General features: G+C 43.0%; 19 protein-coding genes. 10 read left to right on the top strand and 9 right to left on the bottom strand.

Translation table 11 applies throughout. The features are described 5' to 3' along the window. The first annotated feature begins 28 nt into the window (after positions 1-28). From EIZ39_RS10700 to dat, 4 genes are all read left to right on the top strand, one after another. Positions 29-691, top strand: a complete 663-nt coding sequence (locus EIZ39_RS10700) for an amino acid ABC transporter permease (RefSeq protein WP_129199964.1) — start codon at positions 29-31, stop codon at positions 689-691. 9 nt (positions 692-700) lie between these two features. Further along, complete coding sequence (locus tag EIZ39_RS10695; RefSeq protein WP_129199963.1) at positions 701-1,441, top strand: amino acid ABC transporter ATP-binding protein; 741 nt, start codon at positions 701-703, stop codon at positions 1,439-1,441. Positions 1,442-1,555: 114 nt separating this feature from the next. Then, on the top strand, positions 1,556-2,638 hold the full coding sequence (locus EIZ39_RS10690; RefSeq protein WP_129200258.1) for a DmpA family aminopeptidase: 1,083 nt from the start codon (positions 1,556-1,558) through the stop codon (positions 2,636-2,638). A gap of 56 nt (positions 2,639-2,694) precedes the next feature. After that, a complete protein-coding gene (gene dat, locus EIZ39_RS10685) occupies positions 2,695-3,549 on the top strand; it encodes a D-amino-acid transaminase (protein WP_129199962.1) in 855 nt (284 codons plus the stop codon). Between the two features lie 234 nt (positions 3,550-3,783). On the opposite strand, the gene EIZ39_RS10680 is transcribed toward dat, so the two are convergent. Further along, positions 3,784-4,524, bottom strand: coding sequence for an SDR family NAD(P)-dependent oxidoreductase (locus EIZ39_RS10680; RefSeq protein WP_129199961.1), 741 nt, complete (start codon positions 4,522-4,524; stop codon positions 3,784-3,786). A 125-nt stretch (positions 4,525-4,649) separates the two neighbouring features. On the opposite strand from EIZ39_RS10680, the gene EIZ39_RS10675 reads away from it, so the two are divergent. Next, on the top strand, positions 4,650-5,528 hold the full coding sequence (locus EIZ39_RS10675; RefSeq protein WP_129199960.1) for a LysR family transcriptional regulator: 879 nt from the start codon (positions 4,650-4,652) through the stop codon (positions 5,526-5,528). Between the two features lie 69 nt (positions 5,529-5,597). Here the strand turns inward: EIZ39_RS10675 and EIZ39_RS10670 are convergent, their stop codons facing one another. Next, positions 5,598-6,494, bottom strand: a complete 897-nt coding sequence (locus EIZ39_RS10670; RefSeq protein WP_368666313.1) for an oxidoreductase — start codon at positions 6,492-6,494, stop codon at positions 5,598-5,600. Positions 6,495-6,704: 210 nt separating this feature from the next. Between EIZ39_RS10670 and EIZ39_RS10665 the strand changes: the two genes are divergently transcribed. From EIZ39_RS10665 to metA, 4 genes are all read left to right on the top strand, one after another. Further along, positions 6,705-7,181 carry a DUF3939 domain-containing protein gene (locus EIZ39_RS10665; protein WP_164985017.1) on the top strand — a complete coding sequence of 159 codons (477 nt, stop codon included), beginning with the start codon at positions 6,705-6,707 and terminating at the stop codon, positions 7,179-7,181. Positions 7,182-7,410: 229 nt separating this feature from the next. After that, positions 7,411-7,551 (top strand): hypothetical protein, encoded by a 141-nt coding sequence (locus tag EIZ39_RS26560; protein ID WP_164985016.1) that lies wholly within the window; start codon positions 7,411-7,413, stop codon positions 7,549-7,551. A gap of 27 nt (positions 7,552-7,578) precedes the next feature. Beyond that, positions 7,579-8,766, top strand: coding sequence for a dihydrolipoyl dehydrogenase family protein (locus EIZ39_RS10660; RefSeq protein WP_164985015.1), 1,188 nt, complete (start codon positions 7,579-7,581; stop codon positions 8,764-8,766). A 209-nt stretch (positions 8,767-8,975) separates the two neighbouring features. Further along, entirely contained in the window at positions 8,976-9,908 is a 933-nt protein-coding gene (gene metA / locus EIZ39_RS10655; protein WP_129199956.1) for a homoserine O-acetyltransferase MetA, read from the top strand. 22 nt (positions 9,909-9,930) lie between these two features. Here metA and EIZ39_RS10650 read toward each other — a convergent pair whose 3' ends face one another. The 6 genes from EIZ39_RS10650 to EIZ39_RS10625 form a co-directional block, all read right to left on the bottom strand. Beyond that, a complete protein-coding gene (locus EIZ39_RS10650; RefSeq protein ID WP_129199955.1) occupies positions 9,931-10,173 on the bottom strand; it encodes a hypothetical protein in 243 nt (80 codons plus the stop codon). Between the two features lie 134 nt (positions 10,174-10,307). Further along, positions 10,308-10,697: a DUF350 domain-containing protein gene (locus tag EIZ39_RS10645; protein WP_129200257.1), complete on the bottom strand. Its 390-nt coding sequence runs from the start codon at positions 10,695-10,697 to the stop codon at positions 10,308-10,310. Positions 10,698-10,711: 14 nt separating this feature from the next. After that, a complete protein-coding gene (locus tag EIZ39_RS10640; RefSeq protein WP_129199954.1) occupies positions 10,712-12,010 on the bottom strand; it encodes a glutathionylspermidine synthase family protein in 1,299 nt (432 codons plus the stop codon). Positions 12,011-12,013: 3 nt separating this feature from the next. Then, complete coding sequence (locus EIZ39_RS10635) at positions 12,014-12,553, bottom strand: hypothetical protein (RefSeq protein WP_129199953.1); 540 nt, start codon at positions 12,551-12,553, stop codon at positions 12,014-12,016. Between the two features lie 24 nt (positions 12,554-12,577). Beyond that, a complete protein-coding gene (locus EIZ39_RS10630) occupies positions 12,578-13,057 on the bottom strand; it encodes a hypothetical protein (protein WP_129199952.1) in 480 nt (159 codons plus the stop codon). 82 nt (positions 13,058-13,139) lie between these two features. After that, the gene (locus EIZ39_RS10625; RefSeq protein WP_164985014.1) at positions 13,140-15,131 is read right to left on the bottom strand and encodes a transglycosylase domain-containing protein; all 1,992 of its coding nucleotides are present in this window, start codon (positions 15,129-15,131) and stop codon (positions 13,140-13,142) included. A 183-nt stretch (positions 15,132-15,314) separates the two neighbouring features. Between EIZ39_RS10625 and EIZ39_RS10620 the strand changes: the two genes are divergently transcribed. Beyond that, positions 15,315-16,121: a serine hydrolase gene (locus EIZ39_RS10620; protein ID WP_129199950.1), complete on the top strand. Its 807-nt coding sequence runs from the start codon at positions 15,315-15,317 to the stop codon at positions 16,119-16,121. A gap of 165 nt (positions 16,122-16,286) precedes the next feature. On the opposite strand, the gene EIZ39_RS10615 is transcribed toward EIZ39_RS10620, so the two are convergent. Then, complete coding sequence (locus EIZ39_RS10615) at positions 16,287-16,913, bottom strand: LysE family translocator (protein ID WP_129199949.1); 627 nt, start codon at positions 16,911-16,913, stop codon at positions 16,287-16,289. Between the last annotated feature and the right edge of the window lie 312 nt (positions 16,914-17,225).

Here is a 17,225-nt window from a genome sequence, read left to right as displayed (position 1 = left end):
GTTGTTTAAATGGTTAGGAGTGAACAGCTTGGAAGGTATCAGTCATTTTATTACAACATTCATTGATAGTTTTGATTTATTTATTGTAGCCATGTTCTGGACGATAGCGGTTACAGTCTGCGCCTTTTCAATAGCCCTTGTTTTTGGTTTGTTTTTTGGATTCTTAAAAGTCTCGAAGATAAAGCCGCTTATGTGGATCTCAGATTTTTACGTTTGGATTATCCGAGGTACACCTTTAGTTGTGCAAATATTCGTTTTGTTCTATGGGTTAACCAACATAGTTTTAATACCAACTTTTTGGGCTGTAACAATTGGCCTTGCGTTCCATGTGGGAGGTTACTTAACTGAAATTATAAGAGGATCCATTGAATCTATAGACGATGGTCAAATGGAAGCGGGAAGATCTTTGGGTATGAGTGCCTCTCTGACGATGAGAAGAATAATTTTACCGCAGGCATTTCGGCGTGCAATTCCTTCATTGGGCAACCAATTTATAATTGCTCTAAAAGACTCCGCGCTAGCTTCCTTCATCGGTATGCAGGAATTGTTTGGAGTCGCTAACCTTGAAGGATCAACCAATTTTGACTTTATGACCTATTTATTGATAGTTTCCGTTTATTACCTCTTTATAGTTTATGTCTTTACTTTCTTTGTGAAGATTCTTGAAAAGAGATTAAAGGTAAGTAATTAGGAGGTTAACATGGAGAATCGTCATAAGATCTTAAGAGTAGATAAACTTAATAAGTGTTTTGGAAAATTGCACGTACTAAAGGATATTGATCTGTCTGTAAATCAAAGTGAAGTTGTGGTTTTAATTGGGGCTAGTGGATCGGGAAAGAGTACTTTGTTAAGATGTTTAAACTTTCTTGAACAATGCGATAGTGGAACAATATTGCTTGATGGAATTGCAGTTAATCCTAAGAGTCAGGACATGAATAAACATCGGGAAAGAGTAGGGATGGTATTCCAGCATTTTAATCTTTTTCCACATAAAACAGTACTTGAGAATGTTATTGAAGCCCCTATTTATGTAAAGAAAATACCTAAACAACATGCAATTGAGGAAGGAAAGAGATTGCTAGAAAAAGTGGGGCTAATTGACAAGATTGATGTATATCCATCAAAACTTTCTGGTGGGCAGAAACAGAGAGTTGCTATAGCTCGGTCATTAGCCATGAAACCGGAAATCCTTCTATTTGATGAACCGACATCTGCTCTAGATCCAGAACTAGTGGGCGAGGTTCTGACAACAATGAAACAGCTGGCTGAAGAAGGAATGACTATGGTAGTAGTGACTCATGAAATGGGATTTGCCCGAGAAGTTGCTGATGTTGTCATATATATGCATGACGGCCGGATAGTTGAACAAGGTAGTCCAATTGAAATATTTGAATCACCGAAAAACGAAAGGACGAGGGATTTTTTGAGCAGGGTGTTATAGCGGATAATTGTACCTCATGTCCGTTAGGATGTGGGGTATTTTCCTTATATGGAAATGTCTGCTGACTTACATATAAAAGATATAAAGAATTGAGGTGAGTTTTAGTTGAAAAGAATGAAAATCAGAGAACTTGGTTATTCTATAGGCCGTTTACCTACGGGTGAAAAGAACTGTATTACTGATGTGACAGGCGTAAGAGTTGGGCATGTTACGCTGAATCATCCCATTACAGACCGAGTTAACGAATATGCATGCACTGGTGTAACTGCTATTTTACCTCACAGTAAGAACCTTTTTAAAGAAAAGGTTATTGCCACGACCTATGTCTTTAATGGTTTTGGTAAATCCACAGGACTAGTGCAAGTGAACGAATTAGGGCAGCTAGAATCTCCAATCATGTTAACTAACACATTTGCTGTACCTTCTGTTACGCAAGGGACTTTAGAGTATATGCTAGAGCAAAATCCGGAAATTGGTGAAACAACTGGGACAATCAATATCGTGGTTGGAGAATGCAATGACAGCTACTTAAACTCAATTAGGTATATGCCTGTCCAAACTGAGCATGCTAGGGAAGCTATTTTTAAAGCTTCAACCAATAGAGTTGAAGAAGGTGCGGTGGGTGCTGGCACTGGAATGATCTGTTTCGATTATAAGGGAGGCATTGGTTGTTCATCTCGTTTGATAACTATATCTGAAAGTGGAGAAACATATACGGTAGGTTGTCTTGTATTAAGTAATTTTGGTAAACAAGAAGAGTTGTATAATTACAGTCGTTTTATAAAACGTAATAACTCAGATGGTGAAGGAAATAATTCCTCCTCACAAGAAAGGTCAATGGATGGTTCCATCATGATCGTTTTAGCAACGGATGCACCACTGAGCGAGCGGCAGTTGAATAGAGTTGCCAAACGGTGTGGAATAGGCTTAGGTAGAACGGGAAGTCATATGAGCCATGGAAGTGGGGATATCGTAATTGCCTTCTCAACAGCTCAAATATGCCAGCATTTTAATAATGACAGTAAAGAGAAATTAACCACGCTTAGGGAAGATAAACCTATTATGAATAATTTATTTACCGCGGCAGCAGAAGTGACGGAAGAAGCAATCTTAAATTCAATAAGTTGTGCTGTGACTACGACCGGAAGAAAAGGTAGACAGGTAGAAAGTTTTCCTTACAGTCTATTAACTGAATAATAAACGGAAAGTATTGCTCATCGCAATAACATATAATTATCAAGGATGTGGCAAAAATGATTCTGTTAAATGATAGGTTTATCGAAGATGCCGAAGATTCGATTAATATCGAAGACCGTGGCTACCAATTTGGTGATGGAGTGTATGAAGTAATTCGTGTTTACAATGGCGGCTGTTTTAGACTAAATGCTCATATTCATCGTTTAGAACAAAGTGCATCCAAAATTAAAATGACTTTGCCATTTTCATCGGAGGAAGTTAGTAATAGATTGCTAGAGCTTGTTAAAAGAAATGGACTACAAGATGGCAATATATACATCCAGGTTACGCGCGGCGTAGCACCTAGAACACATCATTTTCCTTACCAATCTACTCCAGTGGTAGTTGCATATACCCAAGAAACGAAGCGACCTATCGAACAGAACAAACACGGAATAAAAGCAATATTAAGTGAGGATATTCGTTGGCATCGCTGTGACATAAAAAGCTTAAATTTACTAGGAAATGTATTAGCAAAGCAAGCAGCAAAGGAATCTGGATGTGAAGAGGCCATATTACATCGTGGCAATATTGTATCAGAAGGAAGCTCTACAAATGTGTTTATAGTTAAAAATGAATTGATATATACACACCCAGCCAACAATCTAATTCTGGAAGGGATAACGCGAGCAGAAGTATTCCGTCTAGCAAGGGAGATCACACGTGAAATTATTGAAGAGCCCATATCGGTAAAAGAATTACTTAATGCTGATGAAGTTTTTGTCACAAGTACTACAATGGAAATTGCACCTGTAATCCAGGTTGATCAAGAAGTAATTGGCAATGGCAGTCCTGGTCCTGTTACTCAAATGCTACAAAAAGTATATGAACATCAAGTAATGCTTAGTAGTAAAGGCACTATTAATAAATGAAAAACAATAGAGAGGTGGACCGCTAGGCCGTACTACCTCTGTATTGGGAGTGGATCCTACTGAATTATGGAGACATCTCGTCCCTTGAAAGTGACTGCTTTGTTCTACTAATAAATATGACTGTTATTCTAGCTTAGCTCTGAGAGAATCTACAAAGCGTGAAATAAGACGATGTAAAAGAAATGACCGAAACAAGCGTTTACTTGTTCGGTCATTTTATTTTGAGTGTAAGTCTTACAACGTTTGTCCGCTGTCCACTGTAATGATTTGGCCTGTCATGGCTTCTTGTTCTAAGGCTGCACAAATCAGTGTAGCTATATCTTCAGGTGTGGAGATCCGTTGCAATAAAAGATGAGGGGCTAATCTCTTCATTTGTTCTTCTCTTCCCGCCCACCATCTTGTCGACACGGCGCCCGGTACCACGCAGTTGACTCGAATATCCGGTGCCAAGGCACGTGCTAGCGATTTCGTCAGACCGTGAACGGCTGCTTTCGAAACGGCGTAAGGAAGAGAGGAGCCTAATCCTGTTTGCCCAGCAATACTACCAAGATTCACGATGGCACCTTGCTGATTCGTTTTCATGAAAGAAGCAACAGCGCGCGCGCAGTAGTACATTCCTTTGACATTGACGTTATACAGTTCGTCCCACACTTCTTCTGTAGCCGCTTCTAGATCATCAAAGGGAATGTGTCGTGTAATACTGGCATTATTCACGAGTACATCAATGGTTCCAAATTGCTCGACCACTTGTCTTACCATTTCTCGAACCTCCTGATCCCTCGAGACATCGGCTTGAATGGCTATAGCGCGTCCACCTTTGTTCATGATGAGTTGAACGGTTTCATCAGCGTCAGTTTTTGAGCGCGAATAGTTTACGGCGACGTATGCCCCTCGTTCGGCTAGTGCAAGAGAAGTAGCCCTCCCAATTCCTGTGCCACCGCCTGTAACAAGAGCCACTTTATCTTTTAAATCCATGTTTGTCATCTCCTTTTTTCACAATGATATAAATTATTGTATAATCCTGTAATCTATTTGTATAATTGAATTAATTGAACATTCGGTTCAAAAAAAATGAATATTTATTGAGATGAGGCATAGTGATGGATCTTAAAACGTTAAAAACTTTCCATATGATCGTGAAGTATGGCAGCTTCCATCGTGCAGCTGATGAAATGAACTATGTGCAATCTACTGTCACGATGCAGATACAGAAGCTTGAGTCTGAATTGGGCATTCTGCTTATCGAACGCGGGAAAAAAATCCGCTTAACCGAAGCGGGAAGGCTATTCTACGAACAAAGTTTGCCGATCATGAAGGACATTGATCGGTTAGAAAAGAATTTATTGGATTTACAACTAGGGGAAAGTGGTAATATTCGTTTAGGGGTTACGGAGCCAACAGCCAGTTACCGATTGCCGAGGATCTTAGAGAGCTTTTTAACTCAGTATCCCAAGATTCGAATCGCCATAGAGGTTGCTAACACGCCAACGCTAAGCGAGCGGCTTCTTAAAGGGGATCTGGACCTAGCTCTATGTTCAACACCGGATATCGGTTCTGACCTGCATTTTGAACCGTGGTTTAAGGAAAGCTTTGTGGTCTTGATGCCGGAAAATCATCCTCTTGCCCATCTTTCAGCGGTTTCGCCGGAGGATATTCGGTCACATCGTCTCCTCATTACTTCAGCCACTTGTCCATACCGCAAGAAACTGGAGATGGTTTTACAAGAATCAGGGAATATACCGATAGAAACCATGGAAATTGGCAGCATGACCGCTTTACCCTATTATGTCGAAAGCGGGTTAGGTATAGCACTCGTGCCAGAAATCGCTTTAAAACCTATTCCTGCAGGCACAACGATTCGGCCTTTGAACGGCAGCCTTGTTCATATGACCTTCGGCGTCCTCTTCAAATCATCGGATTATCCATTAAAGCAGGCAAGTGCCAAGCTCTATGAATTCTTAAAAGAGAATTGCAAATAACCACCCTTATCTTGCAAATAAAAGTCGGTGGTGTGGTGGAAACTGAAATCATCATGTCCCCGATGGAGCTTAAGAAAAATCATACACGACACCTGTTAATTCCTCGGACACATCCCACAGTTTCTTCATGGTTGCTTCATTGTAGACCTCCTTGGCTGGCACTTCGATATGAGGGTTCCCTTTGCGGTTTCCTCTTCCGTCGGGTCCAATGTATTCCCCACCTTTCAGCGTGGGTTCGGTCGCCGCGTACAGCGTAGGCAAAACTCCCATCTCCGGTGACTGAAAGAACGCTTGGAGCAAGGTCTTCAAGAACGACTGCATGCGTTCCCCGCCGAGCTTAAACAGATTCGTTGAAGCAATTCCCGGGTGACAGGCCAAGCTGATGACGTTTATTTCAGCTTTCTTCAGTCTATTGTCAAGTTCTTTGGCAAAAAGAAGGTTGGCAAGCTTGCTTTGCCCATAAAACTTCATCTTGTTGTACCCTTTCGAACCATCAAGGTTGTTAAAGTCGATGGAGGCTCCTCTGTGTGCAATGCTGCTCAAAGTAACTACACGGGCAGAGGGTGTCGCTTTCAACAAAGGTAGTAGCTGTCCGGTTAAGGCAAAGTGACCTAAATGGTTAGCGCCAAATTGCAATTCGAAACCGTCCTTCGTTTTCTGGTAGGGAGGAGCCATCACACCCGCATTGTTAATCAAGATGCCCAGTTGGTCGAACCGTTCTTGATAGGCATCGGAAAATCTTTTTACACTGGCTAGATCTGACAGATCCAGCTTCATGGTCGAAACGCTTGCGCCCTGATGTTCTTTCTCAATACTTTGTACTGCATACCGGCCTTTTTCCTCACTCCGAACTGCAAGTACAATATGGGCACCATGCCTTGCAAGAAACTTGGCTGCTTCATAACCAATACCGCTATTCGCTCCGGTAATGATGATCTTCATACCCTTTACTTTTCGTATTTCCAAGCTGATTCCCTCCATTTATATCCAAATGATCCAATACGTAGTACCTTACCACATTGAGGGATCATATGCTATTTTCATTCCCTTTTTAAAGCGAAGGAGAGATAAAACTTTTTGTGTCTATTTCTTCTTATTTTCATAGCGATCTACGCGTAAATATCACACAGGACATGGTATAATAAGGATAGAAGTTAAATCATGGAGGTGAGGGTCTTGTTAAACTTTATAAAGAAATGGTTTGGCTCTCCAAACTCCCCTAAGCCCCCGGTAGAGGTACAATGGCCAGTGAAAGACATTTCGATTGGCCAAGTACGGAAGGCGGCTGCTGCATTCCTGAAGGAAAAGCCTGAAGGCATCCCTTTTAGTGTCTTGATTAAGGATGATCATGAGATAGATTATACTTTCTTAACTCCTTATCTTAAAGCGATTCCTAGACAGACTTACTATATGTCGCGGGAGACGTATGAGATTTTTGAGGATAGAAATTTTGCCAAGACGATTGATAAAATTCAGCGTGCCGTGGATGATTATGTGGATATGGAAGGGAAATTCCCGATACAAGATGGAAATCCTGAGATGAAGATTTGTTATATGAAGCTACGGAGTTATCTAAACGATACTCCTTCATTTGAAACCTACTTAACGGCTGATGAGAATCTGATTACTTGGAGAAAGCCGATTCTTCAATAATGGTGAAATATGATGAGAAAGTGTGAACGATGCGGTCGGAAAAAGGATAATCGCTCTTTTGCTAAAGTATTGGCGTTCGTTTATATGACCAAGCGGAATATGCCGCTCATTTGCAATCTGTGTATGAAGCATACCCACCCAGACCTCTAAGTCCGGTTGGGTTTTTGTATATCTTCTCTTTTCCCTACAAAGGCTAATTCATGACAATAATTTCTTTTGGAGGAAACGAATGACTCAAGAATATGATTTAATCATTATTGGAGCAGGAACCGTCGGGTTTGATGGACTAAGGGAAGCAAGAGCGCTCGGAGCCAAGGTCTTACTGGTGGAGAAAGAAAGAGTCGGCGGCACCTGTTTGAATTGGGGATGAATGCCGAAGAAGGCCTTGGTAAGGTCTATGGCAATATGGAATGCGGTAAAGAATGCCTCTGAATTTGGAATCTTTTTACCGGAACGTACTCTAGATTGGTCTCATGTAGTCAAGCGTAAGAATGAGATTATTGGGAGATTTGTTGGGGGAAAAGGACCTTATTTAGAAAAAATGGGTGTTGATTTAGTGATGGGAGAGGCCCGATTCGTTTCACCGCAAGAGATTGAGGTCAGCGGACAACGGTATAAGGCCCAACGTTTTTTAATCGGGGTAGGCTCGGAGTCCGTGATTCCATCTATAGAAGGCGTGGAGCATGGGATCACGAGTAAAGAGCTTTTGTTCATGGAGAAGCTGCCTGAGAGTATGGTCGTCATCGGCGGCGGGATTATCGGGATGGAGTTTGGTCATGTGTTTGCGAGTGCCGGGACCCGTGTGACCGTAGTACAGCGTGCGGATCGTGTGTTAATGACGGAAGATGTGGAGAGCTCTCGGATAATCGAAGAGGTCTCTCGTAAGAGAGGCATGGATATTCTCCTGAGTTGTAACGTTCAGAAGATTACAGCCGAAGGGGAGCGAAAAACCGTTCACGTCACCACACAGGACGGAGATAAGGCGGTTGAAGCCGAAGTGGTCCTCCTTGCCACGGGAAGAAAGCCAGCCATCCAAGGGCTTGGACTAGATGCAGCAGGGGTGGAATATACAGATCGGGGGATCAAGGTCAATGATTATCTGCAAACGACCTCGGAAAGCATCTATGCAGCGGGAGACTCCATTGGTGGATATATGTTTACGCCGATTGCCGCGAAGCAGGCTCAAGTAGCTGTTCGTAATGCGCTAAAGGGTAATCATCAGAAGCCGGATTATCAGTATATGACACGAGCGATCTTTACCTTACCTCCGATTGGGAGTGTCGGCTTGACCGAAGAGGAAGCGAAGAAGCAAGGGATCGACATCGCGGTTGGCAAGCTGCCTTATGCCCACTCCGGTACGGCCATCCTATTAGGGGAAACAGAGGGTCATTTTAAAGTCATAGTCGATCGGAACACTCGACGGATTGTAGGGGGTCATTTTGTCGGGCAAGATGCTGATGAGTTAATTCATCTCATCACGGTGGCTATAAAGGGGAATTTGACGATCGATGATTTTGTTGACATTATTCCCGTTCACCCCACATTGGCTGAGTCACTGATCGAATTCTTAAGGGGAATAAGGTAAGTTACATCAGAATAAAGCCGTGAAAAGTGATTCTTAAGGAGGGTATCCTGGAATCACTTTTTACGTTTTAAAGCGAAAAAGAGTTTCCGTAGGAATTTTTTCTGTTAAGTCCAGATATTTTAATATAAAATATAGAAATAAAAAAAATATAGAATATAAACGAACTTTTTATTATTTATAAAACGCTGTGTTGTGAAGGAGAGAAGACCATGCCTATTAAAATTCCAGACCATCTTCCTGCCATGGAAGTTCTCAATAATGAAAATATATTTGTTATGTCTGAGAGTCGTGCCTACCATCAAGATATTCGTCCGCTAAAGATTGTTATTCTTAACCTCATGCCAACGAAAGAAACGACAGAAACTCAAATTCTTCGCTTGCTTGGAAACACCCCATTGCAAGTGGAGATTGATCTGATTCATCCGAAGACACATGTATCGAAGAATACTTCTGCCGCTCATCTGGAGTCTTTCTATAAGACTTTCGATGACATTAAGGATCAATCCTATGATGGGATGATTATAACAGGGGCGCCTATCGAGCTATTGGATTTTGAGGACGTGACCTACTGGGAGGAGCTAAAGGAGATCATGGATTGGAAGATGGAGTCCGTGACTTCCACTCTTCATATCTGTTGGGGAGCCCAAGCTGGTTTATATTATCATTACGGGGTTCCGAAGTATCCTCTGCTAGGGAAAATGTTCGGAGTGTTCCCACATACAGTAGAGAAGAAAAATATGAAGCTTCTTCGGGGTTTTGACGATGTGTTTTATGTACCTCAATCTCGTCATACGGAGGTAAGAAGAGAAGATATTGAGAAGGTAGAGGAGCTTGAGATCTTGTCAGAGTCAGAAGAATCAGGCATCTATATCGTAGCCTCTAAGGATGGAAGACAAATCTTTGTAACCGGACATTCCGAATATGATCCACTTACCCTTAAGAGTGAGTATGATCGAGATGTTCAGCAGGGGCTTGAGATCGAGGTGCCAAGAAATTACTTTCCAGGCAACGACCCAAGCAAGCGACCTGTGCAAACCTGGAGATCTCATGCGAACTTACTTTTCTCTAATTGGTTGAATTACTATGTCTATCAAGAAACTCCGTATGAACTTCCGAGAAAGGCAGTCAAACAGGAGAAGTAATTAGAAAAAGGAAGGACGCCAATTACTCATTGGCGTCCCCCATAGCTACATAAATCGGACTTCCGGTAATGTTTTTGACCTTTAGCCGATATTGATCGGGCGCAGACTCTACCCATTCGTGGTGCACATAGCTAGCCGGATCGAGGGTTTCTGACTGCTCTTGGGCTAGTTTCACCATTAATCGGAACACCTCATCACCAGCTATCTCTTCACCAAATTCCACTTCTTGATTAGGTAACAAGGACTTGAATTCTGAGAGTTTCATGCGGATAGTCCCTCCCTGTAGAGAAGATGTCTGGTTTAGGTTGCCATTTCTTGCTTGAAAATAAACATTTCTTCAAAACCAATAAGAGCGTTGATTCCGATTGGAAATCAACGCTCTTTTCGTTAGAGATGATGCTACATGAGGATCGTTCCAAGGACGATAGACGAACCGATGATAACCGCACTTAACAGTCGAGCTACCGCCTTGTTTCCACGGGCGATTTCGTCACATACTTTGAATTTCGGTGTCAAGAAATCGAAAACGAGATAGATTAGACTCAGCGCAAGAATACCGATAAGCGACCAACCAGCCATTGCTAGCCAGGAGTGACTGCTATAAGAAACCATAGCCACGATAATGGATAAACCGAGTAATTTACTGCCCATGTAGATACCGGCTGCTTCATTTCCCTTCTGAATTTCCTCCATATCTTGAAAACGAGTTAATTTGCTAAACACAAAGGATCCGAGAAATAAAATGATAATAATAAAGACCATCCCGATAACGATGTTGATTAAATCCATAATTATCACTGCTTTTATGCCTCCTTATCTTTTAATGCCGCGGGGGCAAAGTACGCTAAATTTCCTGTGATCTTCCCGCCAATCCTTGGGAGAAGTCCTGCATACTTTCCTCCAATGACATAAACACCTGTAAGTAAATAACCCCTAAAGTCTCCCTCTTCCGTATGTACCGTAACTTCCTCTAGCTCTACTCTCTTCTGAAAAATACGAGGCTGGTTAAGATAGTACAGGTCTTCCTCGGATGAGTCGGCGGGTTCATCCTCAAGCCCAACCTTTTCTTGAATGCCTCTCTGATCATAAAGGAGGGTCCCTTTTCCCTCTCTTCCAAACAAGGCCTTCGACACATAAGGAATTTTCTGTATAAGAAGGGGCTCATCATGAAAATAAGTGGGCAAAAAGTAACGTTCAATCACCGAGCATTCTTCATCGCTGAACACCTCTGGCAAGAACTCCCGCCTTTCATATAGGGACCAGATCATAGCCATGAATCCTTTAGATTGGGTAATGATGCTTTGTACAGGATTAATGACAGCAAGTTTTTTCTGACTTATTAAAGAGAGGATTTCCTCGCCTGTCGCAAACCCATTCTCATCCTGATCATAAACCAAATATTCTAGCGGATAGAGTCGATACCAGATGTCTATTTTTCTGCCCTCAAAAAACAATCCTTCTCCTGTTCGAACCTCTAGCTTATCTAAGGGGGCAAATCGAACAGAATAGCCTGCTTGTTGAACGAGATGCATGAGATAAAGGGTATTACAGAGATCCTCTTCATGCCAATCGTAACAAGAGAACACGATATCGGAACCGAATCCTAGCTGCTGATAATAGGTAATAAGAGAGGAGAAAGCCTCTACAATGGAACTATTCATTTTGTCAGAAGGATTGTTAAAATCAGAGAACTCGCTTAATAGCGAATTTGCCAAATAGGCTGTCTCTGGTATGCCTGTTGGTGTATCTGTATTGTTTTCAATGACCTTCATGCTCCCATTCCGAATAATCCAATCTTGTCTCGATACCCCATGGAAAGGAACTTCTATTCTTGCGGCGGGTATGAGCGAAGGATGGATGCCTAACTGATTAACAAGCATCGGATCCGGAAGGTATCGCTGGACGAAGCGAAGGGCTTTACGAAAGATTCGATCCACCTGAATGGAAGCGAATTTTAAGTCTTCGTATTCCTGTTTGCTGTAAAGGATAAGGGAAGGAAGACAGTATTCCTTTCCATGCATTCTGTGATAGGGAATATGCTCTCCACGATCTCCGTGAAAGCATTCATCATGGCTGATTGGCAACGAGTAAACCCTAGTCATGCTTTAACCCCCTGTTGAAGTTCCGCCGCTGCTCATACCACCGGTTCCGACACCCGATTTATAGGAGCCTGAACCCGAACTCATACTAGAAGGGGATGGTGTCACTTGTTTCGGTGATGATGTAACGGCCTTCGGACTTGAGCTTGATGAGGCTCCTCCTTTCATTTTTTGATAATACTTGGAGGACGACGGAACATAGGAATGCCTTGAACTGTAGCCGCGGCTGCTATACCAGGTGGATGAGTCATCGCCGCAATCCAGTTCCCAATCCCCAAGCGATTCTCGTTCCCACATGCATTCCTCATAGGCTGTTAGTTCCCGGTTACTCGTGGGATGACTCACCGTTGTTGCTGTATTTTGAACCTTAGGCGGGGAGGATTGGATAACGGGTTCAGGTGAACAACCAATTAAGACAGCTGGCACCGCTGCTACTAGGGAGTAAGCCAACCACTTTTCCTGGAAGGGAACAGATACCTTGGATTGGGGTTGACCTGCTTTCTGACATTCTTCTTCATACCATTCTTCTATCTGTTGTCGGTTCATGATAGACTCCTTTCTTCTTCTCCCTTAAGGATTATATACCGTTCTCTTGAGAAATAGGAGCAGTTTGCGACGGGCCGGATCTAAAACCGCATACAGGTACTCATAATGAATACCGTTCAAGTGTATAAAATGGTCTAGTAACAGCATGGCAGCATCCAATGGAAGTTCAAACCGCTGTGTTTGTCTGCAGATAAAGCTGTGATCTCCAGCTGTCCAATATTCTGCTTCATAGCGCGGGGCTACATCATGACGAGAAAATACAGCCTGTTCTATGGCCTCTTTTTCCTCTATTGAAGTCTCAGAAAAAGGCTGCAGGTAGATATAAGAATATTTCTCATCGCTTTCATTAGAGGTATGTTGATAAATCTGATTTCGGATTATTGTAGCATTGACAAGCTTGCGTAAAAAAAGAACATGCTGATCCACTAAAACTTGGGCAAGTGTTTCTCCCGCCTGTTGTTCAGTTTCCTTCCACTCACTGTAGATGAGAGGCAGTTGGTCCATGGGAACACCTCCTTTATTTTTTTCTACATCTTTTATAGACGTAGGAAGAGGGGATAAGGTTTCACTGAAAAAAAACGCGACCTTAATCGTCGCGTTTTCCTTTCCCTCTTCCTTTTTCTTCCTTCTTCTTTTCTGATCTCTTATCTTTTTTAGCCTTAGGTTGTGGCGCTCTCTTTACAACAGGTGGGGCAGGCAATAGTTCTGGCTTTTTCCATGCTGGCGGTTGTGGAAAGGCCTCGGCGGGCAGTCCCTGATGGGCGTGCTGCATGATTTCCTTCCATAATAAAGCCGAATACCTTCCTCCATCACTAGGCAGGTGGTGCTGGGCGGTGGTTGAATCGTAGCCGATCCAAACTGCAGCTGATAATTGAGGGGTGTACCCCACAAACCATGAATCTAATAAACCATTTGAACTTGAGGCAAGGGCGGGAGGGAGCTGAGTCGTTCCCGTCTTACCTGCAGCTGGGCGGCCGATGGCTGCACGCGCACCTGTTCCCGATTGTAAGACGCCTTGCAGAACATGGCTCATAAGCAGAGCGGTTTCTTTCTTCATGACCTGATGAGGGGAAGCCTCCCAGATGGCGATTTCCTGATCGTCATAATCATATATAGCCTTAATTGTATGCGCCTCATGCAAAAGTCCTTGATTGGCAAAAGCAGCGTAGGCTTGTGCCATGTGTAAGGGAGAAACGCCATGCTTCATCCCGCCAAGAGCCACGGGAAGAACGCGGTCGTCTTTGTCAAAGGGGATACCCAGCTTCTTAGCAAAGTTTAAGCCCTGATCAATCCCCATCTGATGAAGCAGCCACACGGCTGGAATATTCCATGACTTATTCACGGCTTCTTGAAGGGTCACTTCCCCACGATAGCTTCTGTCCCAGTTTTGGGGTTGGTATCCCGCAATGTCGAGCGGTTTATCATAGAGCATGGAGTCGGGATGATAGCCTTGTTCAAGCGCTGGCCCATAGACAACAACCGGCTTAATGGACGAACCAGGTTGGCGTTTGAGATCTGTCGCACGATGAAAACCGAGGTAAGGAATTTCACCACGCCCTGCCATCAAGGCTTGAATCTCGCCTGTTTTCACGTCTAAGACCACGGCACCGCTTTGTGCGGTCGTTCCATCTGCACTTTTGGGAAAGTGAGCGTTATTCTGATAGAGTTTCTCGATAGTATCTTGTAAATGGCGATCCATGGTCGTATAAATCTTGAGTCCGCCCCCCCATACCTCATCTTCAGAGATCTTATAATGTTGCTTCAATTCTCGGATGACTTGATATACGAAGGAAGGATGTTTAATGTCTCGGTTGATTTCATGTTTGGTTTCAGGAAGAGGAGCTTCAGATGCCTGGTCATGTTCCTTCGCCGTGATATACCCGTTTTCCTGCATGAGGTGAAGCACAAGGTTTCGCCTCTCTAGAGATCGTTTTGCATCTTTGAAAGGGGAATAATGGTTAGGCGCTTTAGGTAAGGCGGCAAGTAAAGCTACCTCAGGAAGAGTTAGTTCATCCACACTTTTCCCGAAATAAATTTGGGCTGCCCGTTGTACTCCCCAAGCTCCTTCACCAAAGTATATGGTGTTGAGATATAAGGTAATGATCTGGTCCTTTGAATAGGTTCGCTCCATTTGAACTGCACCAAAAGCTTCTTGGATTTTTCGATCCATTGTTCTCTCAGATGAAAGGAAAGCATTCTTTACCAATTGTTGCGTAATACTGCTTCCGCCTTCCAGAACCTGCCCCGCACGGAAGTTCACCCAGCCGGCCCGCAGTATTCCTATCCAATCAATCCCTACATGATCATAGAAACGACGATCCTCCGTGGCTACGACGGCTTGAATTAATCGGCTCGGGATCTTGTCGAAAGCTATGGGTTCACTTTTTGCTATGCTTAATTCTGCGATGAGTTGTTCTTCTTTATCGTAAATCACTGTAGGTGGGACAGGTTCACTGGAAAGTTGTTTGATATCTAATTGTTCGACCGTCTGATAGACATAGGCAACAGCGCCCCCTATTGCTGTTACCGATAGTGCCATGAGGACTAGAAGTATGCCCACTAGCCATCTTTTTTTCATATCCATTCCTCTTTCTGGGTAGTCTTTTACTCCTAATTGATTCGGCATGGAGCTTTCGATTTTGTGGGTCGGGGATAAACTCTTGTATTGTTAAAAACAGAATGGTACATTATGAGAAAATTCATAGTTTTATAAGGTTTATAGTTTAGGAATTCGAAGAATGAGAGAGGGGTTACATAATATATGTTTAGTCAACTTGTGGATCATGTGAAGGAATTGACGGAATCATCGGGCGGAGTGTGGGGAGTCGTAATTGAAGACCTTCAGACTGGGGAAGAGTTTCGCCATAATGCTGAGGAACGATTCTATGCGGCAAGTATTATTAAGGTTCCGATTATGGTGGCTGTGTTCGACGCTGCGAATGAAGGGAAGTTCCATTTATCTGACACACTTGCTCTGCGTAGAGAGGATATGACGTCGGGAGCAGGGGTCCTTCAACACATGACGGCGGGGACGCGTCTTTCCATTTATGATCTGGTGACCTTAATGATTATTCAAAGCGATAACACAGCGACAAATATGCTGATTGACCTGGTAGGAAAGAAGCGGATTCGTGAAGTAATAAAAGAGCTTGAACTCTCAGGAACCGTTTTCTTTAATAAATTGCAAGTGATCCCTTATCCACTGAAGGGCAGTAATCAGATGACCGCAGGCGACGCAGCCCAGTTGATGAAACGATTAGTAACACAGAAAGTCATTTCTTGGCAGGCTTGTGAGCAAATGATAGAGATTATGAAAAAACAACAGCTAAATGATTTCCTGCCTTCTTACTATTCGGATCCTGATGGGGAGATATCCGGTATGCCACCAAGTTGGGCTTTCGCTCATAAAACCGGGATGGTGACTCAGATTCACCATGATGTGGGGGTTTTATATCGCAACGGGCGAGCTGTTCTCTTGAGTGTGTTTTCACGCGGCTTAGAAACGAAGGAAGCTAGACAAACGATGGCTAACATTGGGCTTGCTGTGTATGACTATATGGGGGAATAAAGGCGTGCCCTTTTTGGATAATGGAAGAACATAATAAGAGGAAAGTTAGGGCTACTCTTAAATAGCCCTGTTTGTTCTGTTTCTAGATCAGTGATAGGTAATCCAGGACTGAGCCTGAGATTAGGTTGATTTCTTCGGCGTCCAGCCTAGGGCTCGGTTTACTTCTTAAGTTGCTGGTTTACGCGCAAATGCTAGTAACACTCCGAAAAAGATCATGAGAGAACCACTAACTTTATTTATCCATTGAAAAACATTCGGGTTCTTAGCATAGGTTCCAATGCGAGCACCAATTAGTGCATAGATAGCAACCGCTACAACCTCTAGAACAAGGAATATAATGCCCATAGAAATGAAACTTTGAGCATAGGCATTCGGCTCAATAAACTGAGGGAAGAATGCCGTAAATATAAGGATGGCTTTTGGGTTACCTGCCGCAACCATAAATTCCTTCTTTGCCATGTCCAATAAGGAATAATCGCTGCTTCGAGTAGGAGAGATGCTCTGAGTGGATTTAGTTAAAAATAATTTTATGCCTATCCAGACTAAATAAGCTGCACCCACCCATTTGACGAGCGAGAAAAGCATCTCAGACGCCATCAGAAGTGCACCAAGACCTACAGCAGTGATCATAATCATGATGAGAAAAGCAAGGAGTCTACCCATAGCTGCCATGATAGCTGGGGTTGCACCACGATGGGCTCCGTTCATCAAGGACAGCAGATTGTTAGGACCAAATGCCATATTCAAAGCAAAGCATGCAGGGATAAAAAGTAATAGAGATTTTAAAAACATGGCTCCTCCTCGAATACATGGTTTCTTGTTCAATATAAATTCTTAATATAGAGAATATAATACGAATTTTTTCCTGTATTAACAAGGAGGATTTTTACATTTAACAGGAAATTCTCCGATTATTTGGTGCTAAAATGGATGATCCAGTTGCTTAACGGAAAAGATACCTGTTAGCCACAGGGTGCCCAACAGTGGCGGGGGACGGCCTCATCATGCCAGAAAAATAAGCGGACTATTTCCGTCTATTCCTCCCAAGTAGCCCAAAATGACCAAAATAGCGGAACGAATTCCGTTTAATGGTCTCTAAAAGCC

Origin of the sequence: Ammoniphilus sp. CFH 90114, assembly GCF_004123195.1 — a bacterium.
Lineage (GTDB): Bacteria > Bacillota > Bacilli > Aneurinibacillales > RAOX-1 > YIM-78166.
The sequence above is the reverse complement of the archived record's forward strand: the minus strand, read 5'-3'. Positions and strand labels throughout refer to the sequence as shown.

What these genes read in the sequence shown, in the direction of transcription:
- metA (WP_129199956.1), top strand. Translation starts at nt 8,976, where the DNA reads ATGCCTATTAAAATTCCAGACCATCTTCCTGCCATGGAAGTTCTCAAT.
- EIZ39_RS10630 (WP_129199952.1), bottom strand. Translation starts at nt 13,057, where the DNA reads ATGGACCAACTGCCTCTCATCTACAGTGAGTGGAAGGAAACTGAACAA.
- EIZ39_RS10650 (WP_129199955.1), bottom strand. Translation starts at nt 10,173, where the DNA reads ATGAAACTCTCAGAATTCAAGTCCTTGTTACCTAATCAAGAAGTGGAA.
- EIZ39_RS10615 (WP_129199949.1), bottom strand. Translation starts at nt 16,913, where the DNA reads ATGTTTTTAAAATCTCTATTACTTTTTATCCCTGCATGCTTTGCTTTG.
- EIZ39_RS10640 (WP_129199954.1), bottom strand. Translation starts at nt 12,010, where the DNA reads ATGACTAGGGTTTACTCGTTGCCAATCAGCCATGATGAATGCTTTCAC.
- EIZ39_RS10625 (WP_164985014.1), bottom strand. Translation starts at nt 15,131, where the DNA reads ATGAAAAAAAGATGGCTAGTGGGCATACTTCTAGTCCTCATGGCACTA.
- EIZ39_RS10635 (WP_129199953.1), bottom strand. Translation starts at nt 12,553, where the DNA reads ATGAACCGACAACAGATAGAAGAATGGTATGAAGAAGAATGTCAGAAA.
- EIZ39_RS10645 (WP_129200257.1), bottom strand. Translation starts at nt 10,697, where the DNA reads ATGGATTTAATCAACATCGTTATCGGGATGGTCTTTATTATTATCATT.
- dat (WP_129199962.1), top strand. Translation starts at nt 2,695, where the DNA reads ATGATTCTGTTAAATGATAGGTTTATCGAAGATGCCGAAGATTCGATT.
- EIZ39_RS26560 (WP_164985016.1), top strand. Translation starts at nt 7,411, where the DNA reads ATGACTCAAGAATATGATTTAATCATTATTGGAGCAGGAACCGTCGGG.
- EIZ39_RS10690 (WP_129200258.1), top strand. Translation starts at nt 1,556, where the DNA reads ATGAAAATCAGAGAACTTGGTTATTCTATAGGCCGTTTACCTACGGGT.
- EIZ39_RS10680 (WP_129199961.1), bottom strand. Translation starts at nt 4,524, where the DNA reads ATGGATTTAAAAGATAAAGTGGCTCTTGTTACAGGCGGTGGCACAGGA.
- EIZ39_RS10620 (WP_129199950.1), top strand. Translation starts at nt 15,315, where the DNA reads ATGTTTAGTCAACTTGTGGATCATGTGAAGGAATTGACGGAATCATCG.
- EIZ39_RS10660 (WP_164985015.1), top strand. Translation starts at nt 7,579, where the DNA reads ATGGCAATATGGAATGCGGTAAAGAATGCCTCTGAATTTGGAATCTTT.
- EIZ39_RS10695 (WP_129199963.1), top strand. Translation starts at nt 701, where the DNA reads ATGGAGAATCGTCATAAGATCTTAAGAGTAGATAAACTTAATAAGTGT.
- EIZ39_RS10675 (WP_129199960.1), top strand. Translation starts at nt 4,650, where the DNA reads ATGGATCTTAAAACGTTAAAAACTTTCCATATGATCGTGAAGTATGGC.